We start from the raw sequence: 15006 nt of genomic DNA, 5'->3' as shown, positions 1-15006 counted from the left end.
GGCGCGGGACTGCCAGCCCCCTGTGTCCCGCCGGTCCCCCGCGGGACAGTGAAGTCGCAACAAGAGTCGTCAAGTCTCCACGAGCCACGCCCTGAAGGGATGAACATCATGGCTGTCCACGACCACCCCCGCCGCCACTCGGGGTTTCACTTCCCGTCCCTGCGCCGGACCGGGACGGTGTCCGCCTCCGGTGAGGCGACGACCGTGGCGGCGACGTCGACCAGCGCGTACGCGCTCGCCGGGCTCCGCCTGCTGACCGGTTTCGTCTTCCTGTGGGCGTTCCTGGACAAGACGTTCGGCTTCGGCTACGCCACTCCCTCCGGCAAGGGCTGGATCGACGGCGGCTCGCCCACCAAGGGCTTCCTCAGCGGGGTCGCCGCCGGCCCGATGGAGTCCACGTTCCACGACTGGGCTGGACAGGGCTGGGTGGACTGGCTGTTCATGCTCGGCTTGCTCGGCATGGGACTGGCGCTGATCGCCGGTGTCGGCCTGCGGATCGCCGCGGTCGCCGGCGCCCTGATGATGGCGTTCATGTGGATCGCCGAGTGGCCCCCGGCCAAGCACCTCTCGGACGGCTCGGTGAGCATGTCCACCAACCCGTTCGCCGACTACCACCTCGTCTACGCCGTCGTCCTCATCGCCCTCGCGGCCGCGGGCGCCGGCACAGTCTGGGGCCTCGGAAAGGTCTGGGCGCGGCTGTCCTTCGTCAGCCGCAACCGGTGGCTGATCTGACCCTCGGACGTACGGAACCACGGCAGGCCCCGGCGGGTGGCCTGCCGTGGTGTCCGTCGCGTATCCGGCCGGTCCGCCGGCCGCCGTGCCCGAGACCGCAGGCCTTCTGCGTGTGCCTGTGTCAGCGACCAGGCTCCGTCCCCCTGGAGTCCGTCGCTACCGGCGGTCCGGGGGATACGGGACGGACTGCTTCGGTCGACCTGCGATGTGCAGCGGGCTGGCTTGGAGGCCGGGCGGCGGACGGCGGGCACGTCTCGGCGGTGGCCGGGGCGGGTCACTGCCGTCGTCGTCCTTGACGCCGTGGCTGCGGAACCGGTGACCAGGACGGGGACGAACGCGGTGGCATGACAGTGTCGGGTCGGTGCGCGGGCACAAGGGCCTGACCAAGCGGCACCTCCGCAGGGACTGGCCGGATGGGGGAGGGGGCGGCCGAGCCCGGCGTCGAATCCGCCGGTGGCCACGCCGGCAACCGTGGGCCCCGTGGCCTGTTCGTCGGTCGCCGGGCGGATGCTCCTGCGCGCCTTCCGCGGAACCGCGTCGCACGCCGACAGGTTTCATGCCGCAATGCAATACCCGTCGTGATGGGGGTCATGGTCGTGTGTGCAGCGGCGCGCGGGACGCCGTCGAGGGGCTGGCGGTACGGGCATCGGCAACCCGTCAGGATCCTCCGACGCGACCACTCCGCCGGCGACGGTGTCACACCGTCATTCCTCCGGCACCATGTCGATCGCGCCGCTCGGGCACTCGACCGTGCACAGTCCGCAGCCCTTGCCGTAGTCCAGGTCGATGGCGAACCCCTTGCCCGGGCCCAGCTCGGTGATCGCGTTCCTGGGGCAGACGCCGTAGCAGTTGTCGCACTCGAAGCAGTTGCCGCAGGACATGCGGCGCGCCGGGCCTCGAAGAGCGCGGTCGACTCGTCGAGCTCCTGTACGACCTCGTCGAACATCGAGACCCGGCGGGCGAGTTCGAGTTGCGGCAGGCCTGTCACGTGCGGGACGGAGCAGGACCGGGAGACGGCGCATCCCGCCCGTGGTGGCGCTCAGTCGTGCGGCACGATCGCCACCGGGCAGCGGACGTGGTGCATCACCGCGTGGGCGACCGGCCCCGTGTGTACGCCCAGCCTGGCCGGGCGGATCCGGCGGCCGACGGCCAGCAGGCCCGCGTCCTGCGCGGCGCACAGCAGCCGCTGTGCGGGGTGCCCCTCCTCCACCAGCTCGACGACCTCCACCGTGGGGAACTTCTCCCGCCAGGGGGCGAGTACCGCGGCCAGCGCAGACCGGGCGGCGGCCTCCTCCGTCTCGCGCGCGAAGGCATCCGCGGCGGCCCGCGCGAACGGCAGCCGCCAGGCGTACACCGCCCGCAGCGGCGCGCCGCGCAGGGCCGCGCTCTCGAACGCGAACGCCAGTACCTGCTCGGCCGGCCGCGCCGCGTCGACTCCGACGACGACGGTGCGGTACGGGGTGTCCGCCGTTGGACGGCCCTGCGCGTCCAAGACGTGTTCGTCCTCAGCCGTCTGGCCGGCCCGTACCAGGACGACGGGCCGTGCCACGTGGGTCACCGCCTGGAGTGCCACAGAGCCGGCCAGGAAGCCGCCGAGTCCGCTGAACGCCCGGCTGCCGATCACCAGCAGCTCCCCGGCGTCGCCCGCGGTGACGAGCGCCTGCGCGGCGGGCGGGGCGACCAGCTCGCCGCTGAGGTACAACTCGGGGTAGCGGTCGTTGAGCTGTTCAGTGGCCTCGCGCAGGATGCGGCGTGCCCAGTGGCGCGGGACCGCGAGCTCCGGCAGGTCCGACGCGCCGGTGACCGGCACCTCGGCCGCGTGCACGAGGCGCAGCGGCAGGCCGCGACGCAGGGCCTCCCGTGCCGCCCAGTCGGCGGCCGTGAGGCTCTCACGTGACCCGTCCAGTCCTACGACTACGGGACGAAGCACGACCCTCACCTCCCTCGGATCCGTGCCCGCGTCCGGTGCTGCGGGCTCCGCACTACCAACGTCTCCGTGCGGGGCCGGTCGGGGCAGGGGCTGCCTGGCCCCGGGAGCGGGCCGAAAGTCCCTCACCGCCGGAGGGAGGGCGAACCCGGCGGTGTTCCCCCCTCGGCCGTGTGGGCCGCGCGCCCTCACCCGGCGGTGAGCGTACGCACGAGCAGTACCCCCTGGCCGGATTCCGGGCCGGCAGTCGGGCCGCCTCCGCCAGCGCCTCCTCGACGACGAGCAGCCGTCTGACGCCCTCCCTGTAGACGTTCTGACAGTCGATCATGATCAGCGCAGAGTCCGTGAGCGGTGCCCCCCGGTCGCCCAAGCCGAGCACGCCGCGAAGTGTCACGGACGGAACTGCCGACGACATGGTCCTCAGCTCCTCCTGTGCGGCGTTCGGCGGTCGTCGTTCGCGTGCGGCCTGCTGCCGCGCGGGACCGGGACGGGCGCTCGTCTCGGCGCGCCCGACGCAGGTCAGTAGTGACACGGTGGGTGAAACCTATTCCGAGTGGTGCCGGCACTGCTCCGCGTGCGGCGGGGCGGGGGCCGGGGGGATCCTCGAAGGAGAGGACGAAACGCTCCCGGCATGCAGACGGCGCCGGACCAGCCACCGGGTTCGGCTTGCTCACCGTCGTCTCCAGCCTCGGACGAGATGGAGGCCGTTGTCATGCAACCAGTCGTCACCGTGGGCCTCGACGGCTCGCCCGAGAGCCTCGCCGCTGCCCGCTGGGCCGCCGACGAGGCCGAGAAGCGCAAGCTCACCCTGCGCCTGCTGCACGCGTGGCCGACGCTGGCGCCGGAACCGGCCCGCGTGCCCGCGGAATTCGACCAGAACTACTGGGCGAAGCGGCTCGTCCACACCACGCGGGCGGAACTGAGGTCATGCCATCCGGGGCTGTCCGTCGTCGAGAGCCTGGTCGCCGACGACGCCCAGGACGCCCTGCTCCACGCGGCGTCGGATTCGGAGATGACCGTGCTCGGTTCGCGAGGGCTGGAGTCCGTACAGAGCTACTTCCTGGGTGACGTCAGCATGCCCGTCGTGGCACGGGCCGAGCGGCCGGTCGTGCTGGTCCGCGCCGAGAGCCCGGAGGGGGGACCGCCCTCGGTCGTCCCGGGCCGCGTGGTCGTGGCCCTGAAACTGCACGGGCCCTGCGACGACCTGCTCGACTTCGCCTTCCATTCCGCCGCGGCCCGGGGTGTTCCGCTGCTGGCCGTGCACGGTCGCAGCGTGCCGCTCCACGCCCGGGTGCCCTGGGGTGTGGACCACGACATCGCCGAAGAGATACGGCGGGACGTCCAGGTGCGGCTGAGCAAGGCACTCCATCTCTGGCGCGAGAAGTACCCCCAGGTGGAAGTGGCCGACGGCATCGGTCTCGAAAGCCCGGCGAAGGCCGTCGTGCAGGCTGCCGAAGGCGCGGCGCTGCTGGTCGTCGGGCGACGGGAACACCGTCATGGGCCGGCGCCCCACCTGGGTCCGGTGGCGCAGGCCGCCATCCATCACGGGCGCTGCCCCGTCGCGGTCGTGCCCCATGGCTGAGCCGGGCCGCCGTGCGCAGACGGTGGGGCCGACGCGACAGCCGGATGTGTCCGTGCTCCGGTCGGGCGCCCGTCACCACGGCGGGCCGCCGGCGCGCGCCGAGGTGTGCGAGACCCACACCGCGATCGTGTTCTTCGCCGGCGACCGCGCCTACAAGGCCAAGAAACCCGTGGATCTGGGGTTCCTGGACCACACCACCGTCGAGGCCCGCCGGGCCGGCTGCGAGCGTGAGATCGACCTGAACCGCCGCTTCGCCCCGGACGTGTACCTTGGCGTCGGAGAGTTCCGCGGCCCCGACGCGACGACGCCCGAGCCACTCGTGGTGATGCGCCGCATGCCGGCGGAGCGCCGTCTGTCCCGGCTGGTGGGACAGGGGGCCGCCGTCGACGACGTCCTGCGGGCCGTCGCCCGGCAGCTCGCCGCGTGGCACGCGGTGGCCCCCCGTGGCCGGCACGTGGACGAGCAGGGCACCCGAGATGCGCTGTCATCGCGCTGGGAGGCCGGTTTCACGCAGGTCCGCGCGTTGACCGCCGACGGCGAACACGGCTTGGGGCCCGGGGCGGTACCGGAGGCCGAGCGGCTGGTGCGCCGCTATCTCGCCGGCCGCAAGAGGTTGTTCGATGCCCGTATCGAGCAGGGGCGGGTGGTCGACGGACACGGAGACCTGCTCGCCGAGGACGTCTTCTGCCTCGACGACGGCCCCCGCGTCCTGGACTGCCTGGAGTTCGACGACCACCTCCGCTACCTTGACGGCCTGGACGACGCCGCGTTCCTCGCCATGGACCTGGAACAGCTCGGCGCCCCGGAGGCCGCGACGTTCTTTCTCGGCCGGTACTGCGAGTACTCCGGCGATCCCGCGCCGCCGTCACTGTGGCACCACTACGTGGCCTACCGCGCTTTCGTACGGGCCAAGGTCTCGGTGATCCAGGCTTGTCAGGGCGCGGTCGGCGCGGAGACCGCGGCACGACGGCTGGTCGCGACGACGCTGCGCCATCTGCGTGTCTCCGCCGTCGGCCTGACACTCGTCGGCGGCCTGCCGGGCAGCGGGAAGTCCACTCTCTCCGGGGCACTGGCCGACCGGCTGGGCGTCACCCTCCTCAGCAGCGACCGCGTCCGCAAGGAACTCGCGGGCATCCCCGCGGAGCAGCCCGCGGCGGCCCGCTACCGCGAGGGCCTCTACACACCCGAGTGGACGGCCAGGACCTACGCCACCCTGCTCGACCGCGCCGCCGTCCTGTTGTCCTGCGGCGAGTCCGTCGTCCTGGACGCCACCTGGTCCGACCCGGCACAGCGTGCGGCGGCCCTGCGCCTTGCCGAACGCACCAGCGCCGACCTGGTGGCCCTGCACTGCCACGTGCCCGGCGACGTGTCGGCGGCCCGCCTGGCCACACGCGTCGCCGGCCCGTCCGACGCCGGCCCCGACATAGCGACCGCCATGGCGGCCGCGGAGCGGCCGTGGCCCGAGGCCGTCGCCGTCGACACCAGCGGCCCGCTGGAGTCCGCGGTCGCCCGGGCGCTGACCGCCGTACGCCCGTGGGGCACCGGCGGGACCCCGGTCTTCCGCCGCCCTTACATGGAACCGGACTGAGACACGCCGGACGGCCGACTGCCGGCTGCCGGACCCGTGGGGGTGACGAGGCCGTGAGTACCATGCGAGCGCTCGTCCAACCCGCACCCGTCCCGCGCACGGAGGCGCATTGGGAAGACAGCGGACAGCCCGTTGCCGCTGGTTCTCAAAGACTGTCGTACTGCGGCACGGCGGCGTCGCCCCCGGCCCGCAGGGCCTCCACCACCGCCTGGTGCAGGTTGCGGCTTCCTTCCCGAGAAGGGCACCGCACCGGACTGCCCGTCAGGGTGAACCACTCGGCAGTCCCGCTGTACTGGATCTTCACCTCGGCCTGCCCGCCGTTCCAAATGGTCTGCACGGTCAGCTCGCCGGTGACGGTCCCCGCCTCGTCGGTACGAGCTCCCCCCGGCCCCGTGAACACGCCAGTCGTCGTCCATGAGGTCCGGATCATGGCGCCCTCGGCCTTTCTTCGTGAGTGCCGGGGCCGGTTTCCGCCGTCCGCCGGCCTGTTTGCCGCATCACCGCGGCATCCGCGGAGAGTTCGTCCGCCGGACGCTCCGTGCGATCCTTCGGGTGCTGACCGAGCGGCGGTCGTCCGCACCCGTCTGCCGCGTCGTACGGTCATGATGCCCGTGCGGCACCGGCGACGACAGGGGCCGAGTGGTCCTGCACGGATTGGTCGGCCCGCTCCCGGTGACAGCGGGAGCCCCGCTCTGCTCGGCGAACGCGGTCGGCAGCCGCACTGTGTGGTGTACGTCCGTGACGGTGGTCCCGGCGTCCGGGGGCGAGCGGGGTGCTTACCCCTCCTCCAGCGTCCGCGCCGTTCAGGTTGCGCGTCCTTCGCCTGGGTCCGGATGGGGAACGACGGCGACCGGGCACGGTGCGTGGTGCAGCAAAGTGTGCGCGATCCTGCCGAGTTGCAGCCCGAACGGGCCGTGCCGGCGCCGGGCGCCGACGACCACCAGGTCGGCCCCCGCCGCCGCTTCCAGCATGACGCGATGGGCGGGACCCTCGACGACCCGCCGACGGACCTCGACCCGGGGGTGGTCCCGGACGACCTCCCGCAGTGCGTCCTCCAGCGCGGCTGCCGCTCGCTCCTCGCGCAGCCGGGCGGCGTCGTCGGCGATCAGCATGTGGTCCACCGGCTCCTGGGACGGGATCCGCCATGCCCGTACAGCCGTCACGGCGCAGCCGCGCACCTCGGCCTCACGCAGGGCGAACCGTACGGACTCTGTCCCGCCGGCCGTCCCGTCGGCCGTCTCACCGACCGCCACCGCGACGCTGCCGAGGGCTCCCTCGCGGTTGCGTTCCGCGCCGCGGACCACGACGACCGGGCAGAGGGCACGGGCGGCGACCGCGAGACTGACGGACCCCAGCAGCGTGCCGGCCACCTCGCCACGCCCGCGGCAGCCTGTGACCAGGGCGAACGCCTCGGTGCCCGTCCGCAGTAGAGCGTCCACGGCGTCCTCGGGAAGCACCTCCGCCGACACCTTGACGTTCGCGTCGCGCTGCCGGGCACGCTCCACGCAGGAGGCGATGACGTGCTCCGCCGTCACCTCCCCGGCCGGGCGGCCGGTGCTGAAGGACGGCCTGGCCGTCTCGTATCTCTCCCACAGCGAGGCGTGGACCAGGTGCAGCGGGAGCCCGTGCCGGGCCGCTTCGCCGACCGCCCAGTCGACCGCCGCGAGACTGGAGTCCGATCCGTCGACGCCCACGACCAGGGGGAGTTCCATCGCCGCCACCGCCTTCTCCGTACGGGTGCCGAGCCCCTGTGAATACCGTCGCACCGTCGGCGGTGCGCCGCGACACACCACCGGTCCTTCGGCCGGATCGCGGCGTGCCGGTGGGTGCGGTGATGCTGGTGGCGTACGGCCGGGCGACTCGCCCCGGCACGCGTTCAAGGAGCGGGACATGCCCGATGTCCCGCACATCGTCGGTGACGTGATGACCGTGCCCGCGGTGGGTGTGGGGCGCGACGCGGACCCGGACGAGCGAGACGTCGTCGACCGGGCCGCGGAGCATGACGCCCCCGTCCCGCACGGACATGTGGATGGCGCCGAGCGCCTCGTCGGCCGGTGAGCGGTCGGGAGGGACGTTGCCCCGCACCAGGCTGTACCTCGTGCCTGGTCTCGCGCTCGCTCGCTGATGGCCGCCGGGCTTTCGATGACGGGTTGCTCGCCGGCGCTGACTCGCATGACCGCCGCCCGCTCCGCAGAATGGTGCTGTATCCGACCTGTCATGCGGGACCACCGCCGAGTGGGGCGGGAGCGCCGAGTCTGCCAGGTGGGGCGGTTGTATCCGGGAGGCACCATGCATCACCGAACGGTCGAGGAGCTCATGAGCCGGCCGGTCGTCCGGGCGCGGCGGGACACCGAGTTCAAGGAACTGGTCCGGCTGCTGGCGGAGAACGACGTCACCGCCGTGCCCGTGGTGGACGACCTGGGGCGCCCCATGGGGGTGGTCTCGGAGGCGGACCTGCTGCGCAAGAGCGCCGACCAGGCCGACCCGTCCGGCAGGGCCCCGATCCCGCACCTGGAAGCCTGGGAACGGGCGAAGGCGGAGGGTTCCCGGGCCGAGGAGCTGATGTCGGCTCCCGCGGTGTGCGCGCGTCCGGAGTGGAGCGTGGTGGAGGCGGCCCGCCTCATGGAGACCCAGCACGTCAAGAGGTTGCCCGTGGTGGACGAGGCGGACCGGTTGCTGGGCATCGTCAGCCGTGGTGACCTGCTGCGGGTCTTCCTTCGCCCCGACGACGCCATCCGTGAGGAGATCACCCGCGACCTGCTGCACCGCACGCTGGGGCTGGAACCGGCGGACCTGACGGTGCAGGTGCGGGACGGGCGGGTCGAACTCACGGGCACCGTGGAGTACCGGAGTCTGGTCCCGGTCCTGGAGCAGCTGTGCCAGGGCGTGGACGGAGTGGTCTCGGTCGCCGGGAACCTGACCTGGCGCAGGGACGACGCCCGGCCCTCGCCCTCCGCTCCGTGACGTCGTGCCCGGGACCTCACGGTCCGGAACCGGCCGCCTCCCCGGACCTGCCGACCGGGAAGCGCGTGGCATCCGACAGCGTGGTGAGTTCCGGGTAGTCCTCCTCGTCGATACGGACTCCCGTGCGCTCGGACAGCAGCTCGACCAGGCTGAGGAAGTCGAGCGAGTCGAGTTCGAGCACGTCACGGAACCGGTCGTCCGGCCGGACGAGGGTGAAGTCGGCGTCGGGGCCGATCCGTGTGATCGACTCCTTGATCACCGCCGCTGAACGGCTACGCGCAGCCTCCGCACCGGTCAGAGGCTTCACAGGACTCACAGTTCCTCCGGTCGTTGCAGCAGTCGGTCGACCGCCGTGAGGTAACGCGCTCCCACGGCGCCGTCCGAGGCCCGGTGGTCGGCGGCCAGAGTCGCGGTCACCACCGGCCGTACGCCGAGACCCGGACCGTCAGCAACCTGGGCGAGCAGGGTGTGGAGAGCGTGTACGGCGTCATCCATCCGCCCCAGGCACCGGCCGTCTCGCTGCCGCCCAGCCGTCCCCGGCGGGCGCGTTCGACCAGGTCCCCGAGGCGTTCCATGAGGGCGTCGGGCGACAGGGTGTCTGCCTCGTGGATCACCGGCGCCGGCAGCCCGCCCTGCCTGACTGAGACGGCAACACCAAGACGGACCTCCCGCGCGAGGGCGAACCCGTCGTTCACCCGGTGGCCGTTGAGGCTCGGCACCTCACATACGGCCGACGCCCCGGCCCTCACGAGCAGGGCCGCGGGCACGAGCCGGCCGGCGGACGTGCGGCCACGGTTGGCCCGGCGCAGCCAGTCAGTGGCGGCCGCGAGGTCGATGGTGGTGGCATCGACTCCAGCAGAGCCAGCCGGTGGGCGGCCTGGCGGTCGGGGCGGGTGCGGGTGGTGGTACTCACGCGGACCGCTCCGTCCTCTGCACGGGCTTCCGCGGGGCCTCCTGCGAGCTCCCCTGCCAGGAGGAGACACCGTGGGCGTAGGTCCTCCAGGGCGGAGATGTCGCCCTCGGGCAGGCCGAGTTCACGCGCCCGCAGCAGACGGCGCATGACCTTGCCGCCTCGGATGTGCGGCAGGTGCTTCTCCCGGCGCAGGCTGGGCCAGGCCGTGGCACCCCTCCTTCGGGGCCTCCTCAGATCATCCGTCCGTCCGGCCTCCCCCGCAGCGGGGCGACAGGCCTCCAGCCGGCGGGGCACCGGCGCTGCGGTGTGGGGCACCGCTGTCGGTGCCCCACACCGCTTTCCCGTTCGTCGCCTCAACGACCGCCGTGGCCTCCGCCACCGTGGCCACCGCCGTAGCCACCGTGACCGCCGTGGCCACCGCCGTAACCGCCATGGTCACCGCCGTGGCCGCCGCCGTAGCCGCCGTGGTCACCGCCGTAACCGCCGTGGCCGCCGCCGTAGCAGTCGTTGCCCCACCAGTCGTCGCCACATCCACGGTCGGAGTGGTGGGAGTAGGAGGATTCGTGTACCGGAGCCGCCACCGCGGTCCCGGCCGCGCCGATCGCAGCCCCGCCGGCCATCAGGGCGCCGGCTGCGGCAGCCGCGAAGAGGCGCTTCGCGCGCTGAGTGTGCATGGCTGCACCTTTCCTTGTCTCGTGTCGCATCCTTGTCTCGTGTCGCACCGCGGGAAGGTGCGAGATGGATGGCCGCGCCTCAAAGGCTGGCTCTGCAACGCGGTCCTGGGCGTTGCCGCATGAGGTGGTGACACGCTCGACCCAGCCGTGCCGGGCTGTACCGCCCGCGCACTGTGCGGGCGAGCGCTGCGGCGGACACGGCTCCCCGTGGGGCCGGCCGGACGGGATGCGCCCGGTCCTGCGGCTTCACCGCTCGTACACAAGCCTCGTCTCCGACCCACGCTCTCGCCAGGGCCGAACGGCCTTGGATCACGAGCCGAACGACCCCGGTCCCGCGCGCAACGCACCGTCACAGCTCCGCTCGGCCGCCGACGTGCCGGGGTGTCAGGCGACGCGGGTCAGCGCGGGACACTGCCAGGTCGCGTCGATCACCTCGGGGCGGGGCCGGTACATGCGCAGGGCCACGAACCAGCTGCCCTTCTTCGCGGTGGGCAGCCAGTTGGCCTCCCTGTCCTGGCCGGGGGACTCGTTTTGCAGCCGAACGGTAAGCCCGCCGTCCGCGTCCCACCGCAGGCCGGTGCTGCGGTCGCCCACCGAATAGCGGTCGGCCGGGTTGGCGATGAGGTTCATGTCCTCCCCGTAGGCGGTCAGGGACCAGAACGCGTCGACCGGTGGCAGGGCGTCGCCCGGGAACCGCAGTTCGTACCGGCCTTCGGCGGCCGGCTTCTCGCCGTCCGCGTCTTCGAAGGTGAGCAGGTAGACCGCTTCGGCGGGGTCGTTGGCGGCGACACCGATCAACGACTGGTCGGCGGCGCGCTTGAGAAAGTCGTCGCCGAAGCGTCCCATCTGCGGGGGCGGGTAGCGCCAGCCGTGGACGAGGCGGGCCCAGTCACCGCTCAGGATCTGCTGTCTGAGCAGCGGCACACCGACGGCGGCGGCCCGGATGAGGCCGCGTTTCACCGGGTCCGGCTGGACCTCGACATCGAGGCCGGGGCCCACTCCGATCTGCGCGAACTGCTGGAGAAGCACGTGGTGATGGGACGGCGGCGGGTTCTCGGCCAGCATCGCGTTCAGTGTCTTCCACGGCCCCAGCGGGTCCTCCTCCGTCGGGACCGGCGTCAGGACGTCACGGCTCTCGGGAACCTGCGCGTGCGGCCTGCCGAACAGGCTCAGCGGGGTGAGCCGGTACCGCTCCTGGAGTTCCCGGACCCGCGGCACGTCGTCAGACCCGTCGACGAGGGTACGGCCGAGGACGAGGACCCAGGGGCTGGGGGCCTCCTTCAGGCGCCGCACCCCGGTGGGAAGTTCTCCCCGCCATCCCGGACCGACCAGGGCGAAGGCGCCCGCGTCCGAGCCGGTGGTGCGCTGACCCACGTAGTCGAAGTTGTCGGACGTGATCCCCACCATTTCGAACGTGAAGTAGCGGTCACCCATGTCGGGATGGGAGAGGACGACCGGTTCGTCGGCGAGGCGCACCCAGGCCGCCGAATACAGGGTGTCGTTGTTGGGGCACCCGCCGTCGCGGTAGGTCGCGTCCAGCAACCGCTCGGCGTGCCAGAAATGGTTGACAGCCGCGTACGGAACCGTCGCGGGATTCCGAGGCTGCGTCACCCAGTCGTGCCTGAGCCCGGCGTTGTAGATGTACGGAAAACCGTAGACGAACGCCTGCTGCCCCAGCGTGTAGGCGTACTCGCCGCGCCAGTCGTCCACGCGCCCGGTCAGGAGCGGCTTCACCGCCTGCTCCAGCACGGGCACGAGGTCCGGCAGATGGCGTGCCCGCTCCACCGTGGACTTCGGATGAAGGACCGCCCGCCCGGCGGCCCGTGCCACCGTGACTGCCGCGTCGGCCACGTCCTCGGGTACCCGCCGCCAGGCAGGGCTCTGTGATGTTTCGGCCATGGCTACACCACTTCACTCAGCGGCGTGGCGGGCGGGGTCCGCGGACCCCGGCCGCGTGGTCAGTCCCCCAGCGGCCATCCTCTCCCGCGGTGCCGGCCGGTGCAGCCGGAGAGGTCCCGACCAGGTCACCCAGGGCGGCCGCCCCCAGCGGGGGACGTACGACGATCTCCGTGGCGTGCCCCATGCCGAGACCGTCGACTTCACCGACGATCAGTTCCGCGCCCTGGACCCGACCGCGCCGGCGGCGGAGTTCCACGGAGACGCCATGTGGATGAACGGGCCACGCCGAGCGCTCATGGACACCGCCACCGCGGCACAGCTCACCGTGCGGCGCACCACCCGGTGGCTCTTCCCGGAGGGCGGCGAGGCACGCCGACCCGGACCTGGACGAGAAACAGCCGGCCACGCTCGGGCAGCGCCTGCGCCTCCCGGAAGGCGGGGAGTACCGCGTCCGCACGCTCGACGAGGACCTGCGGGTGGGAGCCCACGGCGACGCGTACGTCCTCGACGAGTACGAGAACAACTGCCAGCGCCACAGCTGATCCTCGTCCCGGCGGCCCTGCTCCCTGGTCCACCAGAGGACGGTAAAGTGGGGCAAAAGCCTGCATTCCGCACTTGGCTGTGGCCAGGGACGTACGGCCCCTGCCGTCCACCCGAGCGGTCGGAACCGCGTCCCCGCGGCCCCGGAGGCAAGCAGGAAGGCATCTGTACCGAAAGAGGCCTGCCATGACCGCCGACGCCGACGTGAACACCTCACCAGCCCTCGCGCCCGACGGGCTCGTCATGGGCAAGGACGGATTGGCGGCTCTGGTGGACGTGCTGATCAGGCACGGGTTCACCGTGGTCGGACCCACGGTACGGGACGGTGTGATCGTCCTGGCGGAGCTCCGGTCGGCCGACGAGTTGCCGTACGGCTGGGGCGTGGAGCTGGAGGCCGGGCGCTACCGGCTGCGTGAGCGGACCGACGGCGCGGCCTTCGCGCATGCGGCGGGCCCGCAGTCCTGGAAGCCGTTCCTCCACCCGCCGCGGGTGCGGCAGTGGAGCGCCGACCGGACGGAGGACGGGCTGGTCCTCACGGCCGATCAGCCCGCGCCCCCGCGCTGTGCCTTCCTCGGCGTGCGCCCCTGCGACCTGCGGGCCATCGCCGTCCAGGACCGGGTACTGACCGGCGGGGCGTACCGCGACCCCGGCTACGAGGGGCGGCGCTCCGGAGCACTGCTGATCGTGGTGGAGTGCACGGAGCCCGGGGCCACCTGCTTCTGCGTCTCGATGGACACCGGACCCGCCGCCGGCCCCGGCTACGACCTGGTCATGACCGAGGTGGTCGACGAGTACGGGCATCGTTTCTGGATCCGGAGCGGCAGCCCGGAAGGCTCCGCGATCCTGGCCGAACTGCCGACCCGCCCGGCGGACCCGGAGACGAGAGAGGCGGCCCGCGCGGGCGTCGCGGACGCCGCGGACCGGATGGGCCGCACCATGCCCGAGGCCGACCTGCGGGAGCTGATGGCCGGCACGCTCGACGCGCCCCGCTGGGACGACGTCGCCGGACGGTGCCTGACCTGCGGCAACTGCACCATGGTGTGCCCCACCTGCTTCTGCACCACCACCGAGGACGTAACCGACCTCACCGGCGACCACGCAGAGCGCTGGCAACTGTGGGACTCGTGCTTCGACCTCGACTTCTCCCAGCTGCACGGCGGCCCGGTCCGCGCCTCCTCGCGCGGCCGCTACCGGCAGTGGATGACCCACAAACTCGGCACCTGGTACGACCAGTTCGGCTCGTCCGGCTGCGTGGGCTGCGGACGCTGCATCGTCTGGTGCCCGGTCGGCATCGACATCACGGAGGAAGCCGCCGCCCTGCACGACTGGACACACTCCAGGGCACCGGACGAGGGGAGCGGGCCGCCGTGACCACCGTGGCGCCCCCGCTGCCGTACCGGGTCGCCGGCACCTGGGCGGAGACCGCCGACACCCGGTCCGTCGAGCTGGTGCCGACCGGACACGGACTCCCGCCGTTCGCACCGGGCCAGTTCGCGATGATCTACGCCTTCGGGGTCGGCGAGGTGCCCGTCTCGGTCAGCGCCCTGCGCGGCCCCCATGGTGGCCTCGTGCACACCGTGCGTGCCGTGGGCGCGGTCTCGGCCGCCCTGTACCGGCTGCGGCCGGGGGACACCGTCGGCCTCAGCGGGCCGTACGGTACCGGCTGGGACCTGGCGGAGGCGGCCGGACAGGACCTGCTGGTGATCGCCGGCGGTATCGGACTGGCCCCGCTGCGGCCGGTCGTGCACGCCGTCCTGGAACGGCGGCACGGGTACGGCCGGCTCGCGGTCCTGGTGGGCGCCCGTACCCCCGCCGATCTGATCTACCGGGAGGAGATCGACAGCTGGTGCGGCCCGGCGCATGTGGCGGTGACCGTCGACCGTCCCGGCCCCGGCTGGCGCGGTGCCGTCGGCGTGGTCACCACGCTCCTGGACCGCCTCGACCTGCGCCCCGAACGGACTCGCGCGCTGGTGTGCGGACCGGAGGTGATGATGCGCCACACCGCACGGGGCCTCGTGACCCGGCGTCTGGCCCCCGACCGCGTCCAGGTGTCCCTGGAACGCAACATGCGCTGCGCCACCGGCCATTGCGGCCACTGCCAGCTCGGCCCGCTCCTGCTGTGCCGGGACGGTCCGGTCGTCGGATACGACCGCGTGGCACACCTGCTCCTCGTGAGGGAGTTGTGAC

General features: G+C 72.7%; 17 protein-coding genes. 7 read left to right on the top strand and 10 right to left on the bottom strand.

What is annotated here, in order from left to right; all coding sequences use genetic code 11:
• Positions 1-108 precede the first annotated feature (108 nt).
• Entirely contained in the window at positions 109-732 is a 624-nt protein-coding gene (locus AAW13_RS20950; RefSeq protein WP_046729498.1) for a DoxX family membrane protein, read from the top strand.
• Between the two features lie 704 nt (positions 733-1436).
• Here the strand turns inward: AAW13_RS20950 and AAW13_RS46830 are convergent.
• Both AAW13_RS46830 and AAW13_RS20940 read right to left on the bottom strand, forming a co-directional pair.
• Complete coding sequence (locus AAW13_RS46830) at positions 1437-1613, bottom strand: 4Fe-4S dicluster domain-containing protein (protein WP_240528667.1); 177 nt, start codon at positions 1611-1613, stop codon at positions 1437-1439.
• 158 nt (positions 1614-1771) lie between these two features.
• On the bottom strand, positions 1772-2662 hold the full coding sequence (locus AAW13_RS20940) for a universal stress protein (protein WP_046729451.1): 891 nt from the start codon (positions 2660-2662) through the stop codon (positions 1772-1774).
• A 709-nt stretch (positions 2663-3371) separates the two neighbouring features.
• Here AAW13_RS20940 and AAW13_RS20935 point away from each other — a divergent pair.
• Together AAW13_RS20935 and AAW13_RS20930 are read left to right on the top strand one after the other, a co-directional pair.
• Positions 3372-4241, top strand: coding sequence for a universal stress protein (locus AAW13_RS20935; protein WP_046729452.1), 870 nt, complete (start codon positions 3372-3374; stop codon positions 4239-4241).
• Positions 4242-4344: 103 nt separating this feature from the next.
• Positions 4345-5829, top strand: a complete 1485-nt coding sequence (locus AAW13_RS20930) for a bifunctional aminoglycoside phosphotransferase/ATP-binding protein (protein WP_046729499.1) — start codon at positions 4345-4347, stop codon at positions 5827-5829.
• 145 nt (positions 5830-5974) lie between these two features.
• On the opposite strand, the gene AAW13_RS20925 is transcribed toward AAW13_RS20930, so the two are convergent.
• Together AAW13_RS20925 and AAW13_RS20920 are read right to left on the bottom strand one after the other, a co-directional pair.
• A complete protein-coding gene (locus AAW13_RS20925; RefSeq protein ID WP_046729453.1) occupies positions 5975-6259 on the bottom strand; it encodes a hypothetical protein in 285 nt (94 codons plus the stop codon).
• Between the two features lie 373 nt (positions 6260-6632).
• On the bottom strand, positions 6633-7541 hold the full coding sequence (locus AAW13_RS20920) for a universal stress protein (RefSeq protein WP_046729500.1): 909 nt from the start codon (positions 7539-7541) through the stop codon (positions 6633-6635).
• Positions 7542-7719: 178 nt separating this feature from the next.
• Here AAW13_RS20920 and AAW13_RS45975 point away from each other — a divergent pair, with 178 nt between their 5' ends.
• Positions 7720-7887, top strand: a complete 168-nt coding sequence (locus AAW13_RS45975) for a hypothetical protein (protein WP_167391722.1) — start codon at positions 7720-7722, stop codon at positions 7885-7887.
• 231 nt (positions 7888-8118) lie between these two features.
• Positions 8119-8793 (top strand): CBS domain-containing protein, encoded by a 675-nt coding sequence (locus tag AAW13_RS20915; RefSeq protein WP_046729454.1) that lies wholly within the window; start codon positions 8119-8121, stop codon positions 8791-8793.
• Positions 8794-8809: 16 nt separating this feature from the next.
• Here the strand turns inward: AAW13_RS20915 and AAW13_RS20910 are convergent, their stop codons facing one another.
• The 6 genes from AAW13_RS20910 to AAW13_RS20885 all read right to left on the bottom strand — a co-directional run bounded on the left by AAW13_RS20910 (position 8810) and on the right by AAW13_RS20885 (position 12815).
• Complete coding sequence (locus AAW13_RS20910; protein WP_046729455.1) at positions 8810-9100, bottom strand: acyl carrier protein; 291 nt, start codon at positions 9098-9100, stop codon at positions 8810-8812.
• Between the two features lie 5 nt (positions 9101-9105).
• Complete coding sequence (locus AAW13_RS47435; protein ID WP_167391721.1) at positions 9106-9213, bottom strand: 2-oxo acid dehydrogenase subunit E2; 108 nt, start codon at positions 9211-9213, stop codon at positions 9106-9108.
• The gene (locus AAW13_RS20900; protein ID WP_071659624.1) at positions 9207-9776 is read right to left on the bottom strand and encodes a 2-oxo acid dehydrogenase subunit E2; all 570 of its coding nucleotides are present in this window, start codon (positions 9774-9776) and stop codon (positions 9207-9209) included. Before AAW13_RS20900 ends, AAW13_RS47435 begins: the two co-directional genes overlap by 7 nt.
• Positions 9777-10059: 283 nt before the next feature.
• On the bottom strand, positions 10060-10380 hold the full coding sequence (locus AAW13_RS46410) for a hypothetical protein (RefSeq protein ID WP_046729456.1): 321 nt from the start codon (positions 10378-10380) through the stop codon (positions 10060-10062).
• A 384-nt stretch (positions 10381-10764) separates the two neighbouring features.
• Positions 10765-12279, bottom strand: coding sequence for a DUF1254 domain-containing protein (locus tag AAW13_RS20890; RefSeq protein ID WP_079178879.1), 1515 nt, complete (start codon positions 12277-12279; stop codon positions 10765-10767).
• 320 nt (positions 12280-12599) lie between these two features.
• Positions 12600-12815, bottom strand: a complete 216-nt coding sequence (locus AAW13_RS20885) for a hypothetical protein (RefSeq protein ID WP_046729457.1) — start codon at positions 12813-12815, stop codon at positions 12600-12602.
• 190 nt (positions 12816-13005) lie between these two features.
• Between AAW13_RS20885 and AAW13_RS20880 the strand changes: the two genes are divergently transcribed.
• Together AAW13_RS20880 and AAW13_RS20875 are read left to right on the top strand one after the other, a co-directional pair.
• Positions 13006-14190, top strand: a complete 1185-nt coding sequence (locus AAW13_RS20880; protein WP_046729458.1) for a 4Fe-4S dicluster domain-containing protein — start codon at positions 13006-13008, stop codon at positions 14188-14190.
• The gene (locus AAW13_RS20875) at positions 14187-15005 is read left to right on the top strand and encodes an FAD/NAD(P)-binding protein (RefSeq protein WP_046729459.1); all 819 of its coding nucleotides are present in this window, start codon (positions 14187-14189) and stop codon (positions 15003-15005) included. Before AAW13_RS20880 ends, AAW13_RS20875 begins: the two co-directional genes overlap by 4 nt.
• Position 15006: the final 1 nt, after the last annotated feature.

Origin of the sequence: Streptomyces humi, from assembly GCF_001005085.2 — a bacterium.
Lineage (GTDB): Bacteria > Actinomycetota > Actinomycetes > Streptomycetales > Streptomycetaceae > Streptomyces > Streptomyces humi.
Note: the sequence above shows the minus strand (reverse complement) of the source record. Positions and strands in the feature narration are given on the sequence as shown.

Bases quoted from the DNA above. Each gene is read 5' to 3' on its own strand.
- AAW13_RS20950 (WP_046729498.1), top strand. From the start codon at position 109: ATGGCTGTCCACGACCACCCCCGCCGCCACTCGGGGTTTCACTTCCCG.
- AAW13_RS46830 (WP_240528667.1), bottom strand. From the start codon at position 1,613: ATGTCCTGCGGCAACTGCTTCGAGTGCGACAACTGCTACGGCGTCTGC.
- AAW13_RS20935 (WP_046729452.1), top strand. From the start codon at position 3,372: ATGCAACCAGTCGTCACCGTGGGCCTCGACGGCTCGCCCGAGAGCCTC.
- AAW13_RS20925 (WP_046729453.1), bottom strand. From the start codon at position 6,259: ATGATCCGGACCTCATGGACGACGACTGGCGTGTTCACGGGGCCGGGG.
- AAW13_RS20920 (WP_046729500.1), bottom strand. From the start codon at position 7,541: ATGGAACTCCCCCTGGTCGTGGGCGTCGACGGATCGGACTCCAGTCTC.
- AAW13_RS45975 (WP_167391722.1), top strand. From the start codon at position 7,720: ATGCCCGATGTCCCGCACATCGTCGGTGACGTGATGACCGTGCCCGCG.
- AAW13_RS20915 (WP_046729454.1), top strand. From the start codon at position 8,119: ATGCATCACCGAACGGTCGAGGAGCTCATGAGCCGGCCGGTCGTCCGG.
- AAW13_RS46410 (WP_046729456.1), bottom strand. From the start codon at position 10,380: ATGCACACTCAGCGCGCGAAGCGCCTCTTCGCGGCTGCCGCAGCCGGC.
- AAW13_RS20890 (WP_079178879.1), bottom strand. From the start codon at position 12,279: ATGGCCGAAACATCACAGAGCCCTGCCTGGCGGCGGGTACCCGAGGAC.
- AAW13_RS20880 (WP_046729458.1), top strand. From the start codon at position 13,006: ATGACCGCCGACGCCGACGTGAACACCTCACCAGCCCTCGCGCCCGAC.